The organism is Streptomyces sp. NPDC040718, from assembly GCF_055593565.1.
In genome coordinates this window covers 13,352-28,769 of sequence record NZ_JBVIXO010000017.1, presented here as the reverse complement: position 1 = coordinate 28,769, position 15,418 = coordinate 13,352, and the positions used below count along the sequence as shown (strand labels likewise).

Below are 15,418 nucleotides of genomic sequence, written 5' to 3'. Positions count from 1 at the left end.
TGCGCGTCACCATGGCAACGGTCGGTCACTTTCCGTAGCGTCGACGGGACCGCGCACGCCGGCCCGTACGCACCACCCAGGAACCACGGAGGAACGGCCATGCCCGCAGGACTGTCCATCCACATCGGCATCAACGAGATCGACGAGACCAGCTACGGGACCAAGGGCGAGCTGAAGAACCCCGAGAACGACGCCCTGACCATGCGGGACCTCGCCAAGAGCAACGGGTTCGAGACCCTCGCGACCCTGCTCACCAAGGACGCCACCAGCGAGAAGGTCACCTCCGCCCTGAAGGCGGCCGCCGCACGGCTCACCGCCGGCGACCTGCTGCTGCTCACCTACGCCGGCCACGGATCCCAGGTCCCCGACAAGAACGGGGACGAACCCGACCGCCGCGACGAGACGTGGGTGCTCTACGACCGGCAGTTCATCGATGACGAGCTGTACGCCCTCTTCGCCTCCTTCGCCGAGGACGTACGCATCCTGCTGCTCTCCGACAGCTGTCACAGCGGCACCGTCTCGCGGGACGTCTCGCACTTCCTCAGCGACGCGGAGCTGGTGCGCGCCTTCGACACCAGCGAACCGTCCGCGGTCCGCGCGCGCATCCGCGCCCTGCCGCAGGACGCCCAGTTCCGCAACTACCAGCGCGATCAGGAGCTGTACGACGAGATCCAGCGTTCCGTGCCCCCGCTGGACCTGCAGGACATCGGGGCCGACGTGCTGCTGATCTCCGGCTGCCAGGACAACCAGACCTCCAGCGACGGCGTGGGGCCCAACGGCCTGTTCACCGAAACCCTGCTCAAGACCTGGAAGAACGGTGCGTTCCAGGGGAACTACGCGACCCTCCACCGCCAGGTCGTCGAGAACATGCCCTTCTACCAGACGCCCAACATGCTGCAGACGGGCAAGCGCACCCAGGCGTTCGCCGCCCAGACGCCGTTCGCCATCTGACCCTCCGGCGCTCCCCTCAACTACCCAGTGGTAGTTATATCTTGACCGGCTCGTACGCCCGAGGGGGGTGTGCGGGCCCCAACAAGGGGAACACGCTTCATGACAACGACACACCGTCGGAGCAGGCCAGTGCTCTCGACGCTTTCCGCCGGGATCGCGGCCACCGCCCTGCTCCTGGGGCTCGCCACGTCGGCGGACGCCGCTCCGCTTGCGGACGCGCCGAAGGGCGGGACCACGGCAGGGCCGGCGGCGGACGCCGTCGCCGGGCCGGCGCCCAAGTCCACGGCCTCGGCCTCGGTCTCCAGGGCGCTGAAGCCCGGACGTGAGGTACCGCCGATCCAGTACTTCGGCACCATCGACACCTTCGGGCAGAACGCCGAGCACGAACGGATCACCCGCGCGGCCCTCGCCTGCGCACCGGGCACCTCTCCCGGCGCGGCCGGCGCCTGCTTCCAGCCGGCCTCCATCCGCCAGCTGGCGGGGGCGAACGGCACGATGGGGGCCATCGGCGCACCGGACGTGGACCAGGTGCTCACCGAGGCCGCGCACTGCGACGGCGCCGACTACCTGAACGCGGCCGGCTACCCCCGGACCAGGGCGCAGGCCACCTCCGTGCTGCTGGCCTGCATCGCGCACCTCAAGGGCAACTTCAACCGCGGGGTGGAGAAGGCGGACGCGCTCGTGGACACCGCGGGCACCGTCCGCGCCCCCGACACCGACCTCGCCTCGGACTGCACCTTCGTGCTGGGCGTCCCGGGCCGCGGCAAGTGCAACGCCATCGAGGGCTTCGGCCGGGCCCTGCACGGCACCGAGGACTTCTACTCGCACAGCAACTGGGCGGACCGGGCGGACAGCAGGTCCGCCATCGGCATCGGCAACCCCCCGGGCCTGGCCCGTACCGGACCGGCGCCCTTCCTCCGGCTGGCCGCCCCGGCACCCTCCGCCTCCGACATCCCCGGCGACCTCACGACGGGCTGTTTCAGCCTCAACCCGTGGGGCTGCGGCAAGCGGATCACCCACGGCGTCCTGAACAAGGACAACGGCGTCATCGACCCCGCCACGGGGGCGGCCACCTCCCCGACCACCTCCAGGGGGCAGGTCGCCGACAACTTCAACGCCGCCGTCCGAGCGGCCGTCGCCGACACCCGTTCCCAGTGGGACGGATTCCGCAGCTCCCTCATCGCCCGCTACGGCACCGTCCGCGGACAGCGCATGGCGTGCGCGATGACCCAGGACGACCCGGCCCGCGACTGCCGCTAGCCGGTCCCGGCCCCGGGCCGGCCCGGGGCCGGCTCAGGCCAGGCGGGCGGTGATGAGCTCTTCCCAGGAGCGGATGAAGGACGGGTAGTCGGCGGCGAACTCGTCGAGCGCCTTGGCCGCGGCCGGAGTGAGGGGCGTCATGTCGTAGGTGACCGTCACCTCGCTGCCGGCCTCGGTCGCGGCCAGGGCGACGCTGACCGTTCCGGCCCGCACGCCCGGGGTGATCCGGGCGTAGGAGACCGACCGCGGGAAGTCGCGGGAGGCCACCAGCCAGGTCGTCTCCTCTTCGGGCGACGAGGTGAGCCAGACGGTTCCCGGCGCGGTGTCGTCCGGCGTCCCGACCGGGAAGACGGGTTCCCAGCCCGGCACCCAGTCCCGCTCGCCCCGGGCGGTGAAGAGCCGGAAGGCCGCTTCGGGTGGCAGCGGGACGACCAGCACGGCACTCAGGACGCGACGGTTCATTTCTCCTCCAGGGCGTGGGCGCCGGCGGCGGTCGTCGAACGATAGCGTGCCGACCCCAGGGGCCCCGGCTACCGGCCGGGGTCGGCACAGGCCTCCCGCGGCAGTTCGCGGGCGGACGGCCGCGGGACCCCCGGCGCCGGGGGCGGCAGCTCGAAGGCGTAACAGCCCGCCACCGACCGCTCGTACACGTTGATGAAGGCCCGCGGCGGTCCCTGGCCCGACAGTTCCGCGATGACGGTGACACCCCCGCCCTGCCGCGTCACGCCGACGAGTCCCCTGCCGGGTTTCGACGGAGGGAAGACCTGGGCGATCTCCGTGTCCGGCAGGCTGCCGTCCGCCGCTGCCGCGCCCAGCCGGTCGCGGAACACCTCGACCTCGTCCCGCAGGTCGGCCCGCGCCCGGGCCTCGTCCCGCGTCGGCTGTGTCTCCAGCCAGATCCACCCGCCGACGGCGGCCACGAGTACCAGGCCCAGCAGGGTCAGGCATCCGTTGAAGAGGCAGCCGCCGGCCGTACCCGCCCGCACCTGTGATCGTCTCGCCATGAGGACAGCGTGCACTACAGGTACACGACAAGTCCCCATGGGCGCAGGACAGGCGGCCCGACAACCCGGCGGGCTGAGGCATACCTGCCGTGGGAGCGGGCGAGTAGACGAGTGGACCGAACATCCGCAGACGGACCGGCTCGGACTCAGACCCGGGCCCAGACCCAGCCCCAAGGAGAATTTGATGATCATGCCGACGACGGCGCGGCTCGCAGCAACCGCAGGGCTCACGGCCGTTCTGGCGACGAGCTCGCCCCTCAGCGCCGACGCCGTCGCCCGGACGCCGGAGCCCAAGGCCCCCGGCGAGTTCGTCTCACTGAGCTCCGTCGACCCCACGATCATCCAGGAAATGCGCTACGTGTCGGCTCACAATTTCATCGGCGAGCGGATCGACGGCTACCGGCAACCGGTCTGCATCCTGACCCGACCGGCGGCCGAGGCCCTGCACCGGGCCCAGACACGCCTCCGGCCTCAGGGGTACTCGCTCAAGGTGTACGACTGCTACCGCCCGCAGCGGGCCGTCGACCAGTTCGTACGGTGGGCCAAGGACCTGGCCGACGAGAGGCGGAAGGCGGAGTTCTATCCGCGCGTGGACAAGTCTCGCCTGTTCGAGGACGGCTACATCGCCGAGAAGTCCGGCCACAGCCGCGGCAGCACCACGGACCTCACGATCGTCCCGCTCCCGGCGGTACCGGCGCCGCCGCCGAGGCCCGGACAGGAGTCCGTCCCCTGCTACGCGCCGCAGGCTGAGCGGTACCCGGACAACTCCGTCGACATGGGAACCGGCTTCGACTGCTTCGACACGCTGTCGCACACCGACGACCCGCGCGTCCAGGGGACACAGCGCACGCACCGCCAACTGCTGAAGACGACGCTGGCCGCGGAGGGCTTCGTCAACCTCCCCGAGGAATGGTGGCACTTCACGCACAAGCCCGAGCTCTTCCCCGACACCCACTTCGACTTCCCCGTCGCGCGCCGGTCGGTGGCGGGGCACCGCCCCTGACGGGTGCCATGGGCGCACGGGTCACACCGCAAGGGCCTCCCCGTTCCCGTCGCGCACGACGACGTCGGCCGGGCCGAACCAGCGGGTGAGCGTCTCGGTGTGGCCGGTGCCCCCGGCCCGGCAGACGTATCCGTCGGGGCGGACGAGTACGGCATCGGCACCGACATCCGTCTCGACCGGCATCCACTCCTGGGACAGCGAGAACGTCACCGGGAGCCGGCTGGGCTTCCGGGCGGCACTCGACGACCCGGAGCTCCACGAGCGGGAAATCTCCCTCCGCGAGCACGGAAGCCGTCCCTCCGGGCGGCCCGGCACCCTGTACCCCGGCATGCCCGTTCGGTTAGGCTTACCTTGCCTGACCTGCGAGCGTGTGGGATCAGGGGCAACCCATGGGACCGGACGGGCAGAGGCAGGCGTCGTGGACAAGATCGCACTCACGGCCGGAGCCCTGTACGCCATCGTCCTGCTCCGCGCCGGAGGGACGTTCGCCATCGGGTGGCTCGCAGGCGCCGGCGCCCGCCGCAGCAGGTTCGCCGAGCGGATCTCCTCGGCGAAGTTCCAGCGCGCCGAGCAGGCCATCCAGCGGTGGGGCGCGCCGGTGGTGGCCGTCTCCTTCCTGACCGTCGGCTTCCAGACCGCCGCCAACTTCCTCGCCGGCAGCATGCGCATGCCGTTGACGCGCTACCTCCCCGCCCTGTTCCTGGGCGGAGCGGCCTGGGCGCTGATCTACGCGACCGCGGGCCTCGGCGTACTCGAATTGCTGGGACGGCTCTTCGCCGAGCGGACGGCCCTCGGGGTGTCCGCCGTCGCCGTCCTCCTCCTGGTGGTGTGCGGGGCGGTGGCGTACCGCAGGAGAAGGGCGGCGCCGGCCCCTGCCGACACCGCGGCCGAGGGACCGTGAGCCGGGCCGCCCGCGCCTTGAGCGGCATGCAGCGATTTGCCTACAGGCTTTAGGCAGCAACATACTGCCTGTAGGCGAATCGAGAGCGGGTGGTGGTTGTGGTCAGGGCGGGACTGAGCCCGGAGCGGCTGACGCTCGCCGGAGCGGAACTCGCCGACGAGGCCGGCTTCGACCAGGTGACCCTGTCGGCGCTCGCCCGGCGCTTCGACGTGAAGGTCGCGAGCCTGTATTCGCACCTGAAGAACTCCCAGGACCTCAAGACCCGGATCGCCCTGTTCGCTCTGGAGGAACTCGCCGATCAGGTCGCCCATGCCGTGGCCGGACGTGCGGGCAGAGAAGCCCTGACCGCCTTCGCGAACGCCTACAGGGACTACGCCCGGGCGCATCCCGGCCGGTACGACGCCGCCCGGTTCCGGCTCGACCCGCAGACGGCCGCGACCAGCGCCGGCGTCCGGCACTCGCAGATGACACGGGCGATCCTGCGCGGCTACGACCTGGCGGAGCCGGACCAGACGCACGCGGTCCGCATGCTCGGCAGCGTCTTCCACGGTTTCGTCAGCCTGGAGGCGGCCGGTGGCTTCGGCCACACGGACGTCGCCGCGCAGGAGTCGTGGGCCTGGACCCTGGACTCCCTCGACGCCGCCCTGCGGAACCGTGCCGTCCGCTGATCCCCCACCCCCTGCGCCCAGAACCAGAGGCCGAGGCAATGAGCACCGAACAGAACTGGATCACCACGCCGGTCACCGCCGAGTTCCTGCGCGGACACCTCGACGTGGAGCGGACCGCGCACGGCCTGCTGCCGCACCGGCTGCCCGCCCGGGCGCGCCGGCAGATCCCCGACGAGCGCCTGGCCGTGGCCGAGGCGCAACCCTCCGGCGTCCGGCTGGCCTTCCGCACCCGCGCCACCACCGTCGAGCTGGACGCGCTGCCCACCAAGCGGGTCTACCGGGGCTTCCCGCCCCCGCCGGACGGCGTGTACGACCTCGTGGTCGACGGCCGGCTCAGCGGCCAGGCCACGGTGGCCGGCGGGAACCTCCGTACGGTCACCGACATGGTGACCCAGGCCTCGGAGTTCACCGAGGGGCCGGCGGGCACCGCCCGCTTCACCGGCCTCCCCGGGGGCGAGAAGGACATCGAGGTCTGGCTTCCGCACGCGGAGATCACCGAGGTGATCGCCCTGCGGACGGACGCTCCCGTCGAGCCCGCCCCGGCCGGCGGACGCCGCGTGTGGCTGCACCACGGCAGTTCCATCAGCCACGGCTCGAACGCCGTCCGCCCGAGCACCATCTGGCCGGCGCTGGCCGCTGCCGCGGGCGGCGTGGAACTGGTCAACCTGGGATTCGGCGGCAGTGCGCTGGTGGACCCGTTCACCGCGCGTGCGATGCGGGACGCCCCCGCCGACCTGATCAGCGTCAAGCTCGGCATCAACGTCGTCAACAGCGACGCGATGCGCCTGCGCGCCTTCGCCCCCGCCGTCCACGGCTTCCTCGACACCATCCGCGAGGGCCACCCGACGACACCCCTGCTCGTGGTGTCACCGCTGCTGTGCCCGGTCCACGAAGACACCCCCGGGCCGCTCATGCCGGACTTCGACAGCGGGACGCTCCGCTTCAAGGCCACCGGCGATCCGGCCGAAACCGCCGCCGGACGGCTGACGCTCAGGATCATCCGCGACGTACTCGCCGGCATCGTCGAGCAGCGGGCGGCCGAGGACCCGAACCTCCACCACCTCGACGGGCGCGAGCTCTACGGCGAGGGCGACCACGCCGAGTTCCCGCTCCCCGACGCGATCCACCCCGGCCCGGAAGGACACCGCCGCATCGGCGAGAACTTCGCGCGGCTCGCGTTCGCGGACAACGGCCCTTTCACCGCCCAGGCCGACTGACGGTTCGGCCGGCGGAGAGACCCAGCTCCCGTTCCATGACGGAGCGGAAGCCCCGTGCGGGGCGCCCGGTGACGCGGAGGACGGAGTCGGTGACGCGGTCTTCGGAAGGCGTACCGCGCGAGCGGCTGCGGGCCCAACTGGCGGCGTACGCGAGCAGGGTCGTGGCGGCCCGCTGGGACCAGCCGGGTCGGCACGGCGGTTCCGCGCCGTGGCGGCGCGTCAGCCGGCCTGCCCCCGCCAGATGTTGTCGAAGGCGGCCTCGTCGACGGCGCGCCGCTGCCGTTCGGAAGCGAGTTCCATCACCGCGTCGTTGACGGCGGCCAGCACGGCCGCGCTGTCGTCGTCGATGGCGTCGGGAGCGTCACCGGTCCGCTCGCCGTCGACCGCGGCGGTTTCCAGGAGGGCCGCGAGTACGGGTTCGGCCGCGGCCCGGCGGTCCCTGGCCCGGCGGCGGGCCGGCGTGTCCGCCGCCACCGGCTCGCCCGCGCGCGCGAAGAGTCCGCGGCGGGGCTCCCTGGCGAGCTGCCCGTCCGCCTCCAGCGCGGCCCGGTAGGCCTTGGCCAGGCCGCTGCCCCGGCGCCACAGCCACTCGGTGAGCGACTCGAACGGAGCCTCCCCGACGAGGGACGCGGCCGCCTCGGCCAGCAGCCGGTCCGCGGGGAGCGGTCCGCCTCCCGGCACGATCCGGTCCCCGTCCAGCCGGACGGCCCCGGCCCCGATGAGGTCGATCACCTCGGCTCCCGCGAGCGCGAGCGACAGATCGCCCTGTTCGGCGGTCCGCCCGGACCCGCCGTCCAGTGCGAGGATCAGCAGATCCCGTGCAGTCGTCATGAACCCGCCCATCCCGTGCCGTCGCCGTGTCCGCGCACCCGGGGGAATCGGGTGCTCGGGCGCCAGCCTACAAAGCGCGGGCGGGGCACGCCCTCAGTTCCGGCCCGCACCGGCCAGAATGTCCGCCAGCGGGCCAGGACGGCTGAGCGCGACGCAGTGACCCGCCCTGATCTCCTGCGGGACCACGCCCAGCCGTTCCCGCGCGAGCCGGCGCTGGAGGTCGGGAGGCAGGAACCGGTCCTCGGTGCACAGGACGTATCCGGTCGGCACCGCCGGCCAGGCCTCCAGCGGCCACGGCTGGGCCGACGCGGCCGGCGACGGGTGGGCCCGTTCCCGGCTCATCGCCTCCACCGCCAGCTCGCGGGGCACGTCGTGGCAGAAGGCGACGTAGGGGTCGTCGCTGCCGGTCAGGCCCCCGTCCCGGGCGGCCTGGCGCCGGACGGCGTCCGCGTAGCCGGTGGCACTCCACCACCGGTCCGGTGATTCGCCCGGCGCGGGGACCATTCCGGCGACCAGGACCAGCGAGGTGACGGGACGGCGTGCTGCGACCAGCGGCGCGGTGAACGCGCCGAACGACTGGCCCACGACCACGAGATCGCGCCGGTCCGCGACGGCATCGACGACGGTGTCGGCGTAGTCGTCCAGTGTCGACGCGGCGTCGTCGCCCGGGAGGTCGGGAGCCACCACGTCGTGCCCGCGCGCCCGGAGCTCCGCCGCCACCAGGTGCCAGTACCAGCCGCCGTCGCCGGCACCGTGGATCAGGACGAAGGTGCTCACGGCGGGGCTCCCGTCCGGCCGGGTCAGCCGGTGCTCTGGCGGTCCACGAGGTCGCAGTCGGTGTAGGCGGCCGGCCTCGTCATCAGCGCCGAGAGCGCCTGGGCCAGCTCGTTGGTCTCTGGCGCGTCACTGTTCGCCATGGCCGTCTCGTGGGATTCGAACTCGACCACGGCGAGATAGCGGTTGGGATGGGAGCGGTCCTTGAGCAGCGTACGGGCGACGGGCCTGCCGCTGCGGCCCTGCGAGCGGGCCCGCTCCTCGTAGGCGCGCAGGAGATCGCGCACCTCGTCGATGCGCTCGGTCTCGAAGTCGATGATCTGTGCGAACTTCATGTCTACGGTTCCTCCTGCTGCGGGGTGCCGTGGCGGGACTGCCTCCTGGACCCAGCAAACACCGTGACGGGCCGTGTCCCCGGCTCACACGCTCAGTGCACCGGCGATTCCACTCCTCGTGACCCCCGTCACTTCCCGTTACGGAAGGGGCATGTGTGGCGAGCGGCAGGGCAAGCGGGCCGAAAGCAACAGCATCGCGGGCGAGCCGCGGTGCCGGAAGCGGAGGTACAGCGCGTCGTGTCGGAGCAGAGAACCATCCACATCGCCGGGACCTGGCGGTCCTCGGTCTCGGGAGCCACCCGTGAGGTCCTGGACCCGGCGGACGGGAGCGTCCTCGCGCTCGTCGCCGAGGGTGCCGCAGCGGACGTCGACGCCGCCGTCGCCGCCGCGCGGGCCGCCTTCGACGACGGGCAGTGGCCCCGGACGCCGGTCACGGAACGTGCCGCCCTCCTGCGCCGCACCGCCGAGCTGCTCCAGCGCAACCGCGAGTGCATCGCGCTGCTGGAGAGCCGGGACACGGGCAAGACGCTGGAGGAGGGACGCGTGGACGTGGACTGCGTCAGCGACGCCTTCCGCTATTTCGCGGACCTGGTCACCGGCGAGAGCGCCGGACGCGTGGTCGACGCCGGCTCCCCCGACATCCACAGCGTCGTGGTCCACGAACCGGTCGGTGTCTGCGCGCTGATCACCCCCTGGAACTACCCCCTGCTCCAGGCCGCCTGGAAGATCGCCCCCGCCCTCGCCGCGGGCAACACCTTCGTCCTCAAGCCGAGCGAGATCACCCCGCTGACCACGGTGGAGCTCGTCCACCTGCTGGCCGAGGCGGGGCTGCCGGCCGGTGTCGCCAATCTGGTGACCGGCGCCGGCGACCCCGTGGGCGCCCGCCTGTCGGCCCACCCCGATGTCGACCTCGTCTCGTTCACCGGCGGCCTCTCCAGCGGCACGAAGGTCATGCGGGCGGCTGCCGACTCGGTCAAGAAGGTCGCCCTCGAACTCGGCGGCAAGAACCCGAACGTGGTCTTCGCCGACGCCTGCGCCACCGCCGAAGGCTTCGACACCGCCGTCGACCAGGCCCTCAACGCCGCCTTCATGCACAGCGGCCAGGTCTGCTCGGCCGGCTCCCGGCTCATCGTCGAGGAGCGCGTGGCCCAGCGCTTCGTCACCGAACTCGCCCTCCGGGCCGACCGGATCCGCCTCGGCCGCGGCACCGACCCGGGCGTCGAATGCGGGCCCCTGGTCTCCGAGGCCCAGCTGGCGCGGACGCAGGAGTACGTGGACTCGGCCCTCGCCGAGGGCGCGGTGCTGCGCTCCGGCGGCTCCCGCCCGGACGGGCCCGGGTACTTCTACCGGCCGACCGTCCTCGACCGGTGCCACCGGAAGATGCGCGTCGTGCGGGAGGAGGTCTTCGGGCCGGTGCTGACCGTCGAGACCTTCCGTACCGAACACGAGGCCGTGGCGCTCGCCAACGACACCGAGTACGGGCTCGCCGGCGCGGTGTGGACCGCCGACCAGGGCCGCGCCCGCCGGGTGGCCGGCCGGCTGCGCCACGGCACCGTCTGGATCAACGACTACCACCCCTACCTGCCGCAGGCGGAGTGGGGCGGCTTCGGGAAGTCCGGCACCGGACGCGAGCTGGGCCCGGCGGGCCTGGCCGAGTACCGCGAGACCAAGCACGTGTACCAGAACCTCGCTCCGCGCCCCGTGCGCTGGTTCGCGGGCTGAAGGAGGAGGAGAACCATCAATACGGACACGAACACGGACGTCCCCGAGTACGAGTACGACTACGTCGTCGTCGGCGGCGGGACCGCCGGCTCCGTCATCGCCTCCCGCCTGACCGAGGACCCCGGCACCACCGTCGCCGTGATCGAGGGCGGCCCCAGCGACGTGGACCGGCCCGACGTGCTCACCCTGCGCCGCTGGATGGGCCTGCTGGGCGGCGAACTCGACTACGACTACCCCACCACCGAGCAGCCGCGCGGCAACTCCCACATCCGGCACAGCCGCGCCCGCGTCCTCGGCGGCTGCTCCTCGCACAACACCCTCATCGCCTTCAAGCCGCTGCCGTCCGACTGGGACGAGTGGTCGCGGGCAGGTGCGGAGGGCTGGCACGCCGCCGCCATGGAGCCGTACTTCGACAAGCTCCTCAACAACATCGTCCCGGTGGCCGAGAAGGACCGCAACGCCATCGCCCGCGACTTCGTCGACTCCGCGCGGGCGGCCCTGGACGTCCCGCTCGTCGAGGGTTTCAACCGCAAGCCGTTCCACGAGGGAGCCGGCTTCTTCGACCTCGCCTACCACCCGGAGGACAACAAGCGCTCCTCCGCCTCGGTGGCCTACCTGCACCCCGTGATGGACGAACGCCCCAATCTCCGGCTCCTCCTGGAAACCTGGGCGTACCGCCTCGAACTCGACGGTGCCCGGGTCCGCGGGGTGCACGTCCGGTCGCAGGACGGCACGCGGTCCCTGGTCACCGCCCGCCGGGAGGTGGTGGTGTGCGCGGGCGCCGTCGACACCCCGCGCCTGCTGCTGCACTCCGGGATAGGCCCGCGCGCCGACCTGGAGGCCCTCGGCATCGCCGCCGTGCACGACCTGCCCGGGGTGGGCGAGAACCTGCTCGACCACCCGGAGTCGGTGATCGTCTGGGAGACCGACGGCCCGATCCCGGAGAACTCGGCGATGGACAGCGACGCCGGACTCTTCGTGCGGCGCGACCCGCAGTCCGAGGGCCCCGACCTGATGTTCCACTTCTACCAGGTGCCCTTCACCGACAACCCGGAGCGCATCGGCTACGAACGCCCCGCGCACGGGGTGTCGATGACCCCGAACATCCCCAAGCCCCGCAGCCGCGGCCGCCTCTACCTGACCAGCGCGGACCCCGAGGTCAAACCCGCCCTGGACTTCCGCTACTTCACGGACGACGAGGACTACGACGGCCGCACCCTGGTGGACGGCATCAGACTCGCCCGCGAGATCGCCGCGACCGAGCCGCTGTCCGGGTGGCTGAAGCGGGAGGTCTGTCCGGGGCCGGAGATCACCGACGACGAGGCGCTGAGCGCGTACGCCCGCTCGGTCGCCCACACCGTCTACCACCCGGCGGGCACCTGCAGGATGGGCGCCCCCGAGGACCCCGCCGCCGTCGTGGGACCCGACCTCAGGGTGCGCGGCCTCGACGGCATCCGGATCGCGGACGCCTCCGTCTTCCCGACGATGACCGCCGTGAACCCGATGATCGGGGTCCTGATGGTGGGCGAGAAGGCGGCGGAGCTGCTGTCGGCGGAAGGCGGTGCCCGGTGAACGCCACCCCCGCCGAAGCCCCCGTCTTCTCGGTCGAGGGCCTCTGGAAGGTCTTCGGCCCCAGGGGCGCGGCCGCGAAGGTCCCCGGTTCCGAGCACGCCGGGCTGCCGGCGGCGGAGCTGCGCGAGCGCACCGGCTGCACGGCGGCCGTCCGCGACGTCACGTTCGACGTCCGCAAGGGCGAGGTCTTCGTGGTGATGGGCCTGTCCGGCTCGGGCAAGTCGACTCTCGTACGGTGCCTGACCCGGCTGATCGAGCCGACGGCCGGGGCCCTCGCCCTCGACGGCGAGGACGTCCTCGCGATGGACGCCGGCCGGCTGCGCGAACTGCGCCGCCACCGGGCCGCCATGGTCTTCCAGCACTTCGGTCTGCTCCCTCACCGCAGCGTCCTGGACAACGTCGCCTACGGCCTGGAGATCCAGGGCGTGGGCCGCGCCGAGCGCCGGGCCAAGGCCGCCGAGGTGGTCGAGAAGGTCGGCCTCGCCGGACTCGAGGAGCGCCGTCCCGGAGAGCTGTCGGGTGGCCAGCAGCAGCGCGTCGGGCTCGCCCGGGCCCTCGCCGCCGACCCCGAAGTGCTCCTGTTCGACGAGCCGTTCAGCGCCCTCGACCCGCTCATCCGGCGCGAGATGCAGGACGAGGTCGCCCGGCTCCACCACGAGGAGGGCCGCACCATGGTCTTCATCACCCACGACCTGGCCGAGGCCCTGCGCCTGGGCGACCGCATCGCGCTGATGCGGGACGGCCGCATCGTGCAGCTCGGCACGCCCGAGGAGATCGTCGGCTCGCCGGCCGACGACTACGTACGGGACTTCGTCCGCGACGTCCCGCGCGAACAGGTCCTCACCGTACGCAGCGCGATGCGCCCCGCCGACGGCGACGACGCCGAGCAGGGCCCCGCTCTGTCCCCCGCCACGACCGTGGCCGACGCCATCGAGGCCGTCGTCCGCAGCGGCGGTCCGGTCCGGGTCGTCGACCGGGGCCGGTGCCTCGGTGTGGTCGACGAGGTGGCGCTGCTCGCGGTGGTGGCCGGGCTCCCGGCCACCACCGGGCGGGAGGCGGCGGCATGAGCGGCACCGCCCGACCCGCTGCCGCCGTACCCGGCACCGGGAGGTGGTGCGGATGACCGCGGCCACCGCCCCCGCACGCGAACCCTCCCGGCCGGGCGGCCCGCAGTCGCCCGGCCGGGCCGGGCAGCCGGGACACGCGGCGGCCGGGGCCGGAGCGCCCGGCCGCCCGCGCAGCGGCCCGTCCCTGTTCGGACGCCCCCTGGGCCGCGCGCTGCTGCTGCCCCTCGCCGTGGCCGCCGTCGTGCTGATCCCGCTCGCCGTCGCCTTTCCGGCCTCCGGCAGCTGGCCCGACGCCCTGGCCGTGGACCTGTCGGGACCCCTCGGCCGGGCCGGCGACTGGGTCGTCGACCACCGGGACAGCCACCCGCTGTTCCTCTACTTCTTCGGGCACGTCAGCAATGCCGTGGTCGTGTCCGTCCGGGCCGTCTACGTCGTCCTGCTCGCCGCGGGCTGGACCGGCGTCACCGCGCTGGCCGCCCTGGTGGCCTGGCGCCTGGCGGGCCTGCGGCTCGCCCTGACCTGCGCCGCGGCCTTCGCCGCGTGCGGGCTGCTCGGCATGTGGGTCCCGACCATGCAGACCCTCGCGCTGATGGTCGTGGCCGTCGCCGCCTCCGTCGCCGTCGGCGGGCTGCTCGGACTCGCCGCCGGGCTCTCCGCGCGGGCCGACCGCGTCCTGCGCCCCCTGCTCGACACCATGCAGATCCTGCCGGCGTTCGCGTACCTGCTGCCGATGGTGCTGGTCTTCGGCATCGGCGTGCCCGCCGCCGTGCTGGCCACGGTCGTGTACGCAGCCCCGCCGATGGCCCGCCTGACCGCGCTCGGGCTGCGCGAGGCCGACGCGGGGGTGCTGGAGGCCGCCGCCTCGCTGGGCGCGACAGGACGCCAGCGGCTGCTGACCGCCCGGCTGCCGCTCGCGCGCCGGCAGCTGCTGCTGGGCGTCAACCAGGCCGTCATGACCGGCCTGTCGATGGCCGTGATCGCCTCCGTGATCGGCGCGGGCGGCCTCGGCGACCGCGTATACCAGGCCCTCGCGTCCGTCGACGTCGGCGCCGCGCTGGCCGCGGGCATCCCGATCGTGCTGCTCGCCGTGGTCCTCGACCGCACCGCCGAGGCCGCGGGCCACCGGATCGGCGCGGCCGACTCCCCCGCGCGCGGCGCCCGGCAGCTCCTGCTCAGGGTGTTCGACGGCTGGTACGGATGGCTGCTCACCGTCCTCGTGGCGGTGGCCGTCGCCGTCGGCGGCCGGATCGCGGGCTCCTCTCTGTGGCCGGCTTCCTGGACCGTGTCCATCGCCGAGCCCGTGAACGCGGCCGTCTCCTGGATGACCGCCCACCTCTACTCCGGGGTGCCCGTCGTCGGAGGCAGTGCCGACTGGGCCGCCCGGTTCACCGGCTGGGTCCTCGACCCCCTGCGCGGCGGCCTCCAGGCCGCGCCCTGGTGGCTGCTCCTGCTGCTCGCCGCGGCGCTCGCCCTGCTCGCCGGCACCTGGCGCACCGCGCTCACCGCCGTGCTCGCCCTGGCGGGGGTCGGCGTACTCGGCGTGTGGGAGGCCTCCCTCGACACCCTGTCGCAGGTCCTCGCCGCCGTCGCCGTCACCCTCGTGCTCGGTTTCGCGATCGCGGTGGCCGCGGCCGGCAGCGCCCGCGCGCAGCGGCTGCTGCGCCCCGTGCTCGACGTCTGCCAGACGCTTCCGCAGTTCGTCTACCTCATCCCCGTGGTCGCGCTGTTCGGGGTCGGGCGGGCGCCCGCCGCGGCTGCCGCGGTCGTGTACGCACTGCCGGCGGTCATCCGGATCACCACGCAGGGCCTGCGCGAGGTGAACCCGGCGGCGCTGGAGTCAGCCCGCTCGCTGGGCGCGACCCGGTCGCAGCAGCTGTGGCAGGTGCAGCTGCCGCTGGCCCGGCCGGCGTTGCTGCTGGCCGTCAACCAGGCGGTGGTCCTGGTCCTCGCCGTCGTCATCATCGGCGGGCTGGTCGGCGGCGGCGCGCTCGGCTACGACGTCGTCCTCGGCCTGGCCCAGGGCGACCTGGCCACCGGCCTCGTGGCCGGCGCCGCGATCGTCTGCCTCGGCCTGCTGCTCGACCGCGTCACCCAGCCCGCCAAGGAGGCCTGA

General features: G+C 73.2%; 16 protein-coding genes. 10 read left to right on the top strand and 6 right to left on the bottom strand.

Annotated features, from left to right (window positions below; translation table 11 throughout):
* The first annotated feature begins 99 nt into the window (after positions 1 to 99).
* Complete coding sequence (locus ACZ597_RS30610) at positions 100 to 951, top strand: caspase family protein (RefSeq protein WP_471336948.1); 852 nt, start codon at positions 100 to 102, stop codon at positions 949 to 951.
* 129 nt (positions 952 to 1,080) lie between these two features.
* Entirely contained in the window at positions 1,081 to 2,211 is a 1,131-nt protein-coding gene (locus ACZ597_RS30605) for a CinY protein (RefSeq protein ID WP_471336945.1), read from the top strand.
* Positions 2,212 to 2,244: 33 nt separating this feature from the next.
* Here ACZ597_RS30605 and ACZ597_RS30600 read toward each other — a convergent pair whose 3' ends face one another.
* Positions 2,245 to 2,673, bottom strand: coding sequence for a hypothetical protein (locus ACZ597_RS30600; protein WP_471336942.1), 429 nt, complete (start codon positions 2,671 to 2,673; stop codon positions 2,245 to 2,247).
* A gap of 68 nt (positions 2,674 to 2,741) precedes the next feature.
* The gene (locus ACZ597_RS30595) at positions 2,742 to 3,215 is read right to left on the bottom strand and encodes a hypothetical protein (protein ID WP_471336939.1); all 474 of its coding nucleotides are present in this window, start codon (positions 3,213 to 3,215) and stop codon (positions 2,742 to 2,744) included.
* Positions 3,216 to 3,399: 184 nt separating this feature from the next.
* Between ACZ597_RS30595 and ACZ597_RS30590 the strand changes: the two genes are divergently transcribed.
* Positions 3,400 to 4,218 carry a M15 family metallopeptidase gene (locus tag ACZ597_RS30590; protein ID WP_471336936.1) on the top strand — a complete coding sequence of 273 codons (819 nt, stop codon included), beginning with the start codon at positions 3,400 to 3,402 and terminating at the stop codon, positions 4,216 to 4,218.
* Between the two features lie 21 nt (positions 4,219 to 4,239).
* Here the strand turns inward: ACZ597_RS30590 and ACZ597_RS30585 are convergent, their stop codons facing one another.
* Positions 4,240 to 4,401 carry an aromatic-ring hydroxylase C-terminal domain-containing protein gene (locus ACZ597_RS30585; protein WP_471336934.1) on the bottom strand — a complete coding sequence of 54 codons (162 nt, stop codon included), beginning with the start codon at positions 4,399 to 4,401 and terminating at the stop codon, positions 4,240 to 4,242.
* A gap of 235 nt (positions 4,402 to 4,636) precedes the next feature.
* On the opposite strand from ACZ597_RS30585, the gene ACZ597_RS30580 reads away from it, so the two are divergent.
* The 3 genes from ACZ597_RS30580 to ACZ597_RS30570 all read left to right on the top strand — a co-directional run bounded on the left by ACZ597_RS30580 (position 4,637) and on the right by ACZ597_RS30570 (position 7,004).
* A complete protein-coding gene (locus ACZ597_RS30580) occupies positions 4,637 to 5,119 on the top strand; it encodes a DedA family protein (protein WP_471337260.1) in 483 nt (160 codons plus the stop codon).
* Between the two features lie 98 nt (positions 5,120 to 5,217).
* Complete coding sequence (locus ACZ597_RS30575; RefSeq protein WP_471337256.1) at positions 5,218 to 5,787, top strand: TetR/AcrR family transcriptional regulator; 570 nt, start codon at positions 5,218 to 5,220, stop codon at positions 5,785 to 5,787.
* 38 nt (positions 5,788 to 5,825) lie between these two features.
* Complete coding sequence (locus ACZ597_RS30570) at positions 5,826 to 7,004, top strand: GDSL-type esterase/lipase family protein (protein WP_471336931.1); 1,179 nt, start codon at positions 5,826 to 5,828, stop codon at positions 7,002 to 7,004.
* Between the two features lie 219 nt (positions 7,005 to 7,223).
* On the opposite strand, the gene ACZ597_RS30565 is transcribed toward ACZ597_RS30570, so the two are convergent.
* The 3 genes from ACZ597_RS30565 to ACZ597_RS30555 form a co-directional block, all read right to left on the bottom strand.
* Complete coding sequence (locus ACZ597_RS30565; protein ID WP_471336929.1) at positions 7,224 to 7,835, bottom strand: GOLPH3/VPS74 family protein; 612 nt, start codon at positions 7,833 to 7,835, stop codon at positions 7,224 to 7,226.
* A gap of 93 nt (positions 7,836 to 7,928) precedes the next feature.
* Positions 7,929 to 8,612, bottom strand: a complete 684-nt coding sequence (locus tag ACZ597_RS30560; protein ID WP_471336927.1) for an alpha/beta fold hydrolase — start codon at positions 8,610 to 8,612, stop codon at positions 7,929 to 7,931.
* A gap of 23 nt (positions 8,613 to 8,635) precedes the next feature.
* Positions 8,636 to 8,944, bottom strand: coding sequence for a hypothetical protein (locus ACZ597_RS30555; RefSeq protein ID WP_471336924.1), 309 nt, complete (start codon positions 8,942 to 8,944; stop codon positions 8,636 to 8,638).
* A 237-nt stretch (positions 8,945 to 9,181) separates the two neighbouring features.
* Here ACZ597_RS30555 and ACZ597_RS30550 point away from each other — a divergent pair, with 237 nt between their 5' ends.
* From ACZ597_RS30550 to ACZ597_RS30535, 4 genes are read left to right on the top strand one after another with little or no spacing between them, the layout of a single operon-like run.
* On the top strand, positions 9,182 to 10,666 hold the full coding sequence (locus ACZ597_RS30550; RefSeq protein ID WP_471336921.1) for an aldehyde dehydrogenase family protein: 1,485 nt from the start codon (positions 9,182 to 9,184) through the stop codon (positions 10,664 to 10,666).
* 15 nt (positions 10,667 to 10,681) lie between these two features.
* Positions 10,682 to 12,238: a GMC family oxidoreductase gene (locus ACZ597_RS30545; protein WP_471337253.1), complete on the top strand. Its 1,557-nt coding sequence runs from the start codon at positions 10,682 to 10,684 to the stop codon at positions 12,236 to 12,238.
* Positions 12,235 to 13,305: a quaternary amine ABC transporter ATP-binding protein gene (locus ACZ597_RS30540; protein WP_471336918.1), complete on the top strand. Its 1,071-nt coding sequence runs from the start codon at positions 12,235 to 12,237 to the stop codon at positions 13,303 to 13,305. The genes ACZ597_RS30545 and ACZ597_RS30540 overlap by 4 nt, the downstream gene beginning before the upstream one ends.
* Positions 13,306 to 13,357: 52 nt before the next feature.
* A complete protein-coding gene (locus ACZ597_RS30535; protein WP_471336915.1) occupies positions 13,358 to 15,418 on the top strand; it encodes an ABC transporter permease subunit in 2,061 nt (686 codons plus the stop codon).